Below are 7990 nucleotides of genomic sequence, written 5' to 3' on the forward strand. Positions count from 1 at the left end.
TCATGATCGATATCCGTACTTCGCTGTCTCGCGTACCCGTTCGCCTCGCGCTGGCGCTGGCCATCGGTGTCGCGCTCGCCGGTTGCGCCGTTGGGCCGAACTACCATCGTCCGACCGCACCCGCCGCGCAGGGCTACAGCACGACGCCCACGCCGAGCGTCACCGCATCGGCGGCTGGCAAGGACGCCGCGCCGCAGCAGCTGCTGTCGTCCATGGATATTCCCGGCCAGTGGTGGACGCTGTTCCATTCGCAGCCGCTCAATGCGCTGATCGATGATGCGCTCAAGCACAACGCCGATGTGGAAGCGGCACATGCGGCCCTGAAAGGGGCCTGGGAGGCCGTCTACGCCCAGCGTGGCGCCTACTTCCCCACGATCAATGGCAGCGTGAATTCCACACGGCAGGACTATGCCAACGACGTCGCCAGCGGTGCCGCCTCCAATGCCAGCCTGTACAGCCTGACCACGGCCCAGGTCAGCGTGGGCTATACGCTGGACCTGTGGGGCGCCAATCGACGGCAGGTGGAGTCCTTGACCGCCCAGGCGAATGCGCAGCGGTTTCAATTGGAAGCCACCTACCTCACCTTGACCAGCAATCTGGTGAATGCCGCGATCCAGGAAGCCTCGCTGCGCGCGCAGATCGCCAGCACCCGGCAAATCATCGACGCACAGACCACCATCCTCAGCACCTTGCAGCAGCAGCGCGCCTTGGGTGACGCGGCCGAGGCCACGGTGGCCGCGCAGGTCACCGCGCTGGAGCAGAGCAAGGCCACCTTGCCGCCGTTGGAGAAACAGCTGGCGCAGCAGCGCGACCTGTTGGCGATGCTGAGTGGTCGTACGCCGGATCAGGATCTAGGCGCCGTATTTGACCTGGATGCGCTGCAATTGCCGACCGAATTGCCATTGAGCCTGCCGGCTCAATTGGTGGAGCAGCGGCCGGACGTACGTGCGGCCGAGGAGCAACTGCACTCGGCCAGCGCCCAGGTCGGTGTCGCCCTCGCCAATCGCCTGCCCAATGTGCAGATCAATGCCTCCTTCGGTGGCGCGGCGGAGAAGGCCAGTCAGGTGTTCTCCTCGGGCAGTGGCTTCTGGAATCTGGGTGCCACGGTGACCCAGCCGCTGTTCGATGGTGGCGCCCTCAAGCACAAGCAGCGCGGCGCCGAGGCGGCGTATGCGCAAGCGGCGGCGCAATACCGCAGCACGGTGTTGCAGGCGGTGCAGAACGTGGCCGATACGCTGCATGCCATTGAGGCGGATGCACGCGGTTTGGCGGCGGCCGAGCGGGCCGAGCGGGCGGCGGCTCGCAGCCTCGCCATCGCGCAACAGCAGGTGGCCCTGGGCGATGTCAGTCAGAGCAGTCTGCTCACCACCGAGCTGGCCTGGCAGCAGACCAAGCTGGCGCTGGTGCAGGCGCGGGCAGCGCGTTATGCCGACACGGTGGCCCTGTTCCAGGCGCTGGGTGGAGGCTGGTGGAACCGCAAGGACGCGGCGGAAGTGGCTTCCGCGCCTCCTGGCGCGTCGTCCTGAGCGGCGAAGGGCTGGCGCTGCCCTCGGGCCGCGTCAGCCCTCCAGTTCGATATCCAGGCCATCCAGCAAGGCTACGGCCTCGGGCAGGGAGAAACGGGCGCGTCGAATGTCGTTGTTGAAGAGGTCGATGCGGTAGCTCTGGGCGTCGAGGAAGTTGGCGCCGACCAGCCGCGTGCGGGCGAATACGCTGTCGCGCAGGTCGCTGCCCTGGAAATCGGCCGCTTCGCAATTGGCATCGGTGAAGTCCACGTCCACCGCGCGGCACTCGGTCAGCACACACTCGCGCAGGTCCAAGCCAAAGAATGAGCTGTCGTTGAGCACGCAGCGATGGAAGGCCAACGCCTTGGCGGTGCGCACGCGCGGCCAATAGGCACGGGTCCAGTCGATGCCCACCATCTTGCAATCGCTGAAGCGGCTACCGTCGAAGCCGCTGCCGGTGAGCTTGGCCAGGCTCAGGTTGCACTCGCGAAATTCACAATCGCTGAAGCGGCATTGCGCCAGCGTAGCCTCACTGAACTGGCAGCGGACGAAGCGGCAGTCGCGAAAGCGGATGCCATCGAGCGTGCCGCCGTTGGCCTGCATGTCCTCGAACGTCGCATCGTCGTAGTGCTTGTCGGTCCAGGGCCGTGCGCTCATGCGTGGCTCAGTGCTGTTCGGTCTGGCAAGCCACGCGTCGCCGGTGACGCCACCACAATGCCAGCGCTATGACCAGCACGATGCCGCCGAACAGCCACAACCCGTTCTGTCCGCGATGGATCCACATGGCCAGCCATTCGTGGTTGTCGGCGCCGAAGTAGCCCAGATACACCCAGATCGGCACGCTGATCAGCGCGGCGGCGCCATCGAGCAGGAAGAAGCGCAGGAAGGTTACGCGATGGGTAGAGCCGGCGGTAATGAACACCGCCGTGCGCATGCCCGGCAGGAAGCGGGCAATGAACATCAGGCGATTGCCGTAACGTTCGAATTTCTCCTGCACCTTGGCGTAGCGCTCGGGCGTGAGCACGCGCGCCACCATGCGCCATTGCAGGATGCGTGCGCCATAGTGATGGCCGAGCAGGAACATGCCCGCATCGCCCACCAGCACGCCGGCCATGCCCACGCCGAACATCACGTGCACGTTGCCGTAGCCCAGGCCGGTGATCACGCCGCCGGCCACCAGGGTGATGTCCTCGGGCAGGGGGAAGCCCGCGCCACACAGCAACAGCGCGATAAACACCGCGAGGTAGCCATTCTCGGCGAACAGGGTCACCAGTCGTTCAAGCAATTCCATCTACATCCATGCCCGCGTGAGTTGCCCATGCCTACAGGGGAGGGTCGATGATCCCATACGAAGGTGTCGACGCGCTTGACGCGGCGCACGGTGAATTTGCCCGGCTTCCCCCCGGTTGGCTGGGCGCCAGCGAGCGCACATCTTGCGGGGGGAATGGTTAGAAGGCTGTTGTCATGCCGGGCGAGGGCCGGCACCGGCGCTTCACGCGCAGGTGAAACTCAGCGTGCCGGCGACGTTACGCGTGCGGCGAGCAGTTCGCGCAGCTCGGCTTTTTCGGCACTGTCGAGGGCGCCTTCGCGGCTTTTGGCGGTCAGCCAGTCACGGCGTTGGATGACCGCCTGTTGCTCCATGCGCTTGAGCGCATCGAAGAATTCGGCGCGCTGGGCTTCCGGCTCGCCTACCACCATGGCGGCCATCAGTTTCTGCAAGGCGCCGTATTCGCTGCGTTCGGCAAAGTGCTCCACCAGGCTGGCGGAGTTGATGCCCGGTCGCGAGCGCGCCAGGTCGATCAGCTCGGCCAACAAGGCCACGCCGGGCTTGTCCAGGCGCAGGAAGCCGTAGGGACGCTCCACCTGGTCGGCCGCACCCGGCTGGGCCAGCAGCAGGGCGATGGCGCTACGCACCAACGAGCGTTGGACCACCATGGAGCGCTGCACCGGTTGGCGCGCGGCGGGATCGGCGTTCAGTGCGGCGCGCGCGCCGGTGCGCTTTTCCAGCTCTTGCGCCATCAGATCGCGAAAGGCGCCATCGGGCAGTTTGGCGATCAACGGGCGGGCACGCTCTGCCAGGCGGGCGCGACCGTCCAGGCTGGCGGTGTCCACGTCATGGGCAAGTTCCCCGAAGAAATATTCGGACAGTGGCGTGGCCGCTTTCAGACGTTTCTCAAAGCCGTCTTTGCCTTCCTTGCGGATCAGCGTGTCGGGATCTTCGCCATCGGGCAGGAACAGGAAGTACGCCTGTCGACCATCGCGCAGACGCGGCAGTGCCGATTCCAGCGCCTTCCACGCCGCCGCGCGGCCGGCGCGGTCGCCGTCGAAGCAGAACACCACGTCGGGTGCGGCGCGGAACAGCACTTCGGTGTGCTCGGGCGTGGTCGCCGTGCCCAGCGTAGCCACCGCTATGGGCAGCCCGGCCTGGTGCATGGCGATCACGTCCATATAGCCCTCCACCACCACGATACGCGAGAGGCTGGGGTTGGCCTGCTTTACCTGCCATAGCGCGAACAGCTCGCGGCCTTTATGGAACAGCGGCGTTTCGGGCGAGTTGAGGTACTTGGGGCCGGGTTCCTTCTGTCCATCCTGGCCCTCACGGGCCGGGGCCGCGCTGGGAATGATGCGGCCACCGAAGGCGATCACGCGGCCGCGGCGATCCAGGATGGGAAACATCAGGCGTTCGCGGAAGCGGTCGTAGCGACGCCCGCGTTCGTTGCTGGCCACCATGCCCGCTTCGTTGAGCAATTGCATGCGGCGGTCGCTGCCACCCAGGGCCTTGATCACGCCATCGAAGCCAGCGGGCGCCCAGCCGATGCGAAAGCGCTGGATGGTTTGCGCATCCAGACCGCGCTTCTTGCAGTACGCCTGTGCCTCGCTGCTCTTGGGCAGCTCGCTTTCGTACCAGCGGGCGCTGGCGTCCAGCAGGGCGTACAGGTCGGTCTTGTCCTCGCGCGGGGCGCGGTCGTCGCCGCCTTCGCGGGGCACGGTGAGGCCGACCGACTGGGCCAGTTCCTCTACCGCATCGGGGAATTCCAGGCGCTCGTAATCCATCAGGAACTTGAGCGCGCTGCCGTGTGCACCGCAACCAAAGCAGTGGAAGAACTGCTTGGCCGGGCTGACATAGAACGAGGGGGTGCGTTCGTTGTGGAACGGGCAGCAGGCGGTCCATTCGCGGCCGGCCTTCTTCAGCGGCACGCGCCGCTCGATCACATCGACGATGTCGACGCGGGCAAGCAATTCGTCGATGAAGCTGTCAGGAATACGTCCGCGCATAAGCTCCTTAGTGTAGAGGCTGACGTGCGTCCCCGCTCACTTCGTGGCCGCTTCCACCCCCTGTCGCGGTCGCTGCCGCCACTGCGCGCGATGCGTGTGTTGCCCTAAGCTGCGCGCCGTATCGGTGAGTGGCGATCGAGGTGGTTATGGCTAAAGGGCACGGCAACAAGGCGGCTTCCGGGGTGCACGTGCGATTCCGCCCGGCCCGTGCGGAGGATGCCGCCGCCGCGGTGCCCTTGATCTACAGCTCGGGGCCGGCCGCGTTCGACTACGTGTTCGCCAATGCCAAGGGCGAGGGGGCGCAGGCCTTCCTGCGGCATTGCTTTGTCGATGGCGATGGCGAGTTCGGTTGGCGCAATCACTGGGTCGGGGAGTGGCGCGGGCAGGTGGTGGCGGTGGGTGCTGGGTTCGGTGCCGACAGCAAATGGCCCTTTACGCTGGCCGCGGCGCGCCAGATCGTGGCGCACTACGGTTTGTTGCGCGCTGGCGCGGTGATCGTGCGCGGCTTGCGGGTGGAGTCGGTGATCCGGCCGCCGGAGGGCGACATGCACTATCTGGCCCACCTCGGCGTGGTGCCGGAGCTGCGGGGGCAGGGCCTGGGTGGGGCGCTGATGGCGCACCTGATTCAGGCGGGACGTTCGGCGGGTCGCCGTCGCATGGTGTTGGATGTCTCCACCGCCAATCCGCGCGCCGAGGCGCTGTACCTTCGCAGCGGCTTTGAGGTGACCGGCGAACGCGCCTCACGGTTGGCGCGCGGCGAGTTGCGCGTGCCGGCTCATCGACGGATGGAGTGGCGGCTGGGCTGAGCCGCCACTCCATCCGGCAGGTTTAGGCCAAGTGGATCAAACCGATCACGGCCAGCAGCGAGATCAGGAACAGGATCACGAAGATCGCGAACAGCACCTTGGCGATGGTTGCGCTGATACCCGACACCGAGCCGAAACCCATCCAGCCGGTCACGAGCGAAACGATGGCGAAAATGATGGCCCACTTGAGCATGCCTTACTCCCTTCCACGGATAGGATGGCCCGCATGGAGCGCGGGTCGCCCTTGGTTGTAGGGGCCGGCACGTGAAATTCGCGCAGCGATGGCTTGTGCGCCACGTGTAGGGCAAGCCAAGCTTCAGCTTCCCGCTCAAGGATGACCGCAATGTTGCTCACCGCGCTGCTGATTCGCCGTCAAGGCGCCATGGTGCGCGTGTTCGAGCAAGCGGGCGCCACGACGCCCGCCGCGGCGCGCACGCCGCAGGAGCTGGGAGTTCAGCCGGGTATGGCCTGGTATCAGCTGGTGGGGCAGGGCGTGCTGCGCTGCCCGGGCGAGGGGCGGTATTACCTGGACCCGGACAGCTGGCAGAAGCTGCGCCAGCACCGCCGGAGGATCACCGCCCTTGTGCTGGCGGTAATCGCGGTGCTGGGGCTGCTGTACGCGTGGATTCGCGTGAAGGCGGCGTGATCAGCCGGCCAGGCGCGCCTTGATCCGGCCGGAAACCAGGCCCATGTCGGCGCGGCCGGCGGCCTTTTCCTTTACCGCGGCCACCACCTTGCCCATGTCGCGAGCCGAGCTGGCGCCCGTATCGGCGATGGCGGCGGTAATGAGGGCGTCGACTTCTTCATCGCTCAGCTTGGCCGGCAGATAGCCTTCGATCACGACCATTTCCGCGCGCTCGATATCGGCCAGATCCTGACGGCTGGCCGCCTCGAATTGGCTGATGGAGTCCTTGCGCTGTTTGACCATCTTTTCCAGCACGGACAGGGTCTGCACATCATCCAGCTCGATGCGCTCGTCCACTTCGCGCTGCTTGATCGCCGCCAAAATCAGGCGGATCACGGCCAGTCGATCCTTTAGGCCGCCACGCATGGCGGTCTTCATGTCTTCGGTAAGCTGCTGCTTGAGTGTCATGATGGGTTCCTCGGAAGCACACAAAGCCGGCGTTGCGCTGGGCAACGCCGGCTAGTGTAGGTGGCTGGAGAGCGGCAGCGGATGGACGCGCCAGCTGCCAAGCGACCTGATACGACGCCGTAGGCGTCGGAGCCGCGAGCGTCCGCAGGTGCGGACGAAGGGCTCAGTACAGGCGCGTGCGACGCGAGGTGTCGCGCGAGAGGCGGCGCAGGTGACGCTTCACGGCGGCAGCGCGCTTGCGCTTACGCTCCTGGGTCGGCTTCTCATAGAACTCGCGCTTGCGGGTTTCGGCCAGGACGCCGGCCTTTTCGCAGGTGCGCTTGAAGCGACGGAGGGCAAGCTCGAACGGCTCGTTCTCGCGGACTTTTACGCTGGGCATGGAAACTCCAAGTGGTAGACTGGCCCGCCTGAACGAGCCGTTTGAATACGGTGAGCCGCGAAGTATAACGTGGAAACGACAGCAATTTCAAAGCCCCATAGTGGCAAACCGATCCTGGGGGTGGAAACCTCCTGTGACGAGACCGGCGTAGCCTTGTTGCGCTGGGAGCCTGAAGCGCCCGGCCGCGGCCTGCTTTCACACACGCTCTACAGCCAGATCAAGCTGCACGCCGACTACGGCGGCGTGGTGCCGGAGCTGGCCAGCCGCGATCACGTACGCAAACTGCTGCCGCTGGTGCGCGAGGCCCTGGCCCAGGCCGGCCTGACCCCGGCGGACCTGGGCGGTGTGGCCTATACGGCCGGCCCAGGTTTGGTGGGTGCCTTGCTGGTGGGTGCATCCGCCGCCCGGGCCATGGCCTGGGCGCTGGGCGTGCCGGCCATTGGCGTGCATCACATGGAAGGGCACTTGCTGGCGCCGCTGCTGGAGGACGACCCGCCGGAGCCGCCGTTTGTGGCGTTGCTGGTGTCGGGCGGTCACTCGATGCTGGTGGAGGTAAAGGGCATCGGCCAGTACCGCATCCTCGGCGACACGCTGGATGACGCGGCCGGCGAGGCCTTCGACAAGACCGCCAAGCTGATGGGGCTGCCGTATCCGGGCGGTCCTGCGTTGGCCAAGCTGGCCGAGCAGGGGCAGCCGGGCGTGTTCCGTTTCTCGCGCCCGATGACAGACCGGCCCGGGCTGGACTTCAGCTTTTCGGGGCTGAAGACCCAGGTGCTGCTGGCTTGGCAGCAATCGGATCAGCGTGAGCAGACCCGCGCGGATATTGCGCGTGCCTTCGAGGAAGCCATTGTCGACACCATGATCATCAAGTGCCGCCGTGCCCTGCAGGCCAGCGGTGCAAAGCGCCTGGTGATCGCCGGTGGCGTGGGCG

10 protein-coding genes are annotated in these 7990 nt (G+C 66.2%); 4 read left to right on the forward strand and 6 right to left on the reverse strand.

Going from position 1 to position 7990, the window contains the following annotated elements:
• The first annotated feature begins 2 nt into the window (after positions 1 to 2).
• Positions 3 to 1526, forward strand: coding sequence for an efflux transporter outer membrane subunit (locus JHD67_RS15400; RefSeq protein WP_199100112.1), 1524 nt, complete (start codon positions 3 to 5; stop codon positions 1524 to 1526).
• 33 nt (positions 1527 to 1559) lie between these two features.
• Here the strand turns inward: JHD67_RS15400 and JHD67_RS15405 are convergent, their stop codons facing one another.
• The 3 genes from JHD67_RS15405 to dnaG all read right to left on the reverse strand — a co-directional run bounded on the left by JHD67_RS15405 (position 1560) and on the right by dnaG (position 4781).
• Positions 1560 to 2162 carry a pentapeptide repeat-containing protein gene (locus tag JHD67_RS15405; RefSeq protein WP_199100113.1) on the reverse strand — a complete coding sequence of 201 codons (603 nt, stop codon included), beginning with the start codon at positions 2160 to 2162 and terminating at the stop codon, positions 1560 to 1562.
• A 7-nt stretch (positions 2163 to 2169) separates the two neighbouring features.
• Positions 2170 to 2796 carry a DedA family protein gene (locus JHD67_RS15410; protein ID WP_199100114.1) on the reverse strand — a complete coding sequence of 209 codons (627 nt, stop codon included), beginning with the start codon at positions 2794 to 2796 and terminating at the stop codon, positions 2170 to 2172.
• Between the two features lie 218 nt (positions 2797 to 3014).
• Entirely contained in the window at positions 3015 to 4781 is a 1767-nt protein-coding gene (gene dnaG / locus JHD67_RS15415) for a DNA primase (RefSeq protein ID WP_199100115.1), read from the reverse strand.
• Between the two features lie 146 nt (positions 4782 to 4927).
• Here dnaG and JHD67_RS15420 point away from each other — a divergent pair, with 146 nt between their 5' ends.
• Positions 4928 to 5587 carry a GNAT family N-acetyltransferase gene (locus JHD67_RS15420; RefSeq protein ID WP_199100116.1) on the forward strand — a complete coding sequence of 220 codons (660 nt, stop codon included), beginning with the start codon at positions 4928 to 4930 and terminating at the stop codon, positions 5585 to 5587.
• A 22-nt stretch (positions 5588 to 5609) separates the two neighbouring features.
• Here JHD67_RS15420 and JHD67_RS15425 read toward each other — a convergent pair whose 3' ends face one another.
• On the reverse strand, positions 5610 to 5780 hold the full coding sequence (locus JHD67_RS15425; protein WP_199100117.1) for a DUF1328 domain-containing protein: 171 nt from the start codon (positions 5778 to 5780) through the stop codon (positions 5610 to 5612).
• 150 nt (positions 5781 to 5930) lie between these two features.
• Here JHD67_RS15425 and JHD67_RS15430 point away from each other — a divergent pair, with 150 nt between their 5' ends.
• On the forward strand, positions 5931 to 6233 hold the full coding sequence (locus tag JHD67_RS15430) for a hypothetical protein (RefSeq protein ID WP_199100118.1): 303 nt from the start codon (positions 5931 to 5933) through the stop codon (positions 6231 to 6233).
• On the opposite strand, the gene JHD67_RS15435 is transcribed toward JHD67_RS15430, so the two are convergent.
• The gene (locus tag JHD67_RS15435; RefSeq protein WP_199100119.1) at positions 6234 to 6680 is read right to left on the reverse strand and encodes a GatB/YqeY domain-containing protein; all 447 of its coding nucleotides are present in this window, start codon (positions 6678 to 6680) and stop codon (positions 6234 to 6236) included.
• Between the two features lie 163 nt (positions 6681 to 6843).
• Positions 6844 to 7059 carry a 30S ribosomal protein S21 gene (rpsU, locus tag JHD67_RS15440; protein ID WP_014404075.1) on the reverse strand — a complete coding sequence of 72 codons (216 nt, stop codon included), beginning with the start codon at positions 7057 to 7059 and terminating at the stop codon, positions 6844 to 6846.
• A gap of 111 nt (positions 7060 to 7170) precedes the next feature.
• On the opposite strand from rpsU, the gene tsaD reads away from it, so the two are divergent.
• A partial coding sequence (gene tsaD, locus JHD67_RS15445) for a tRNA (adenosine(37)-N6)-threonylcarbamoyltransferase complex transferase subunit TsaD (protein ID WP_199100122.1) occupies positions 7171 to 7990 on the forward strand: 820 nt, incomplete at its 3' end.

The sequence above is a fragment of the Dyella sp. ASV21 genome, assembly GCF_016428975.1.
In the GTDB taxonomy this organism is placed as follows: domain Bacteria; phylum Pseudomonadota; class Gammaproteobacteria; order Xanthomonadales; family Rhodanobacteraceae; genus Dyella.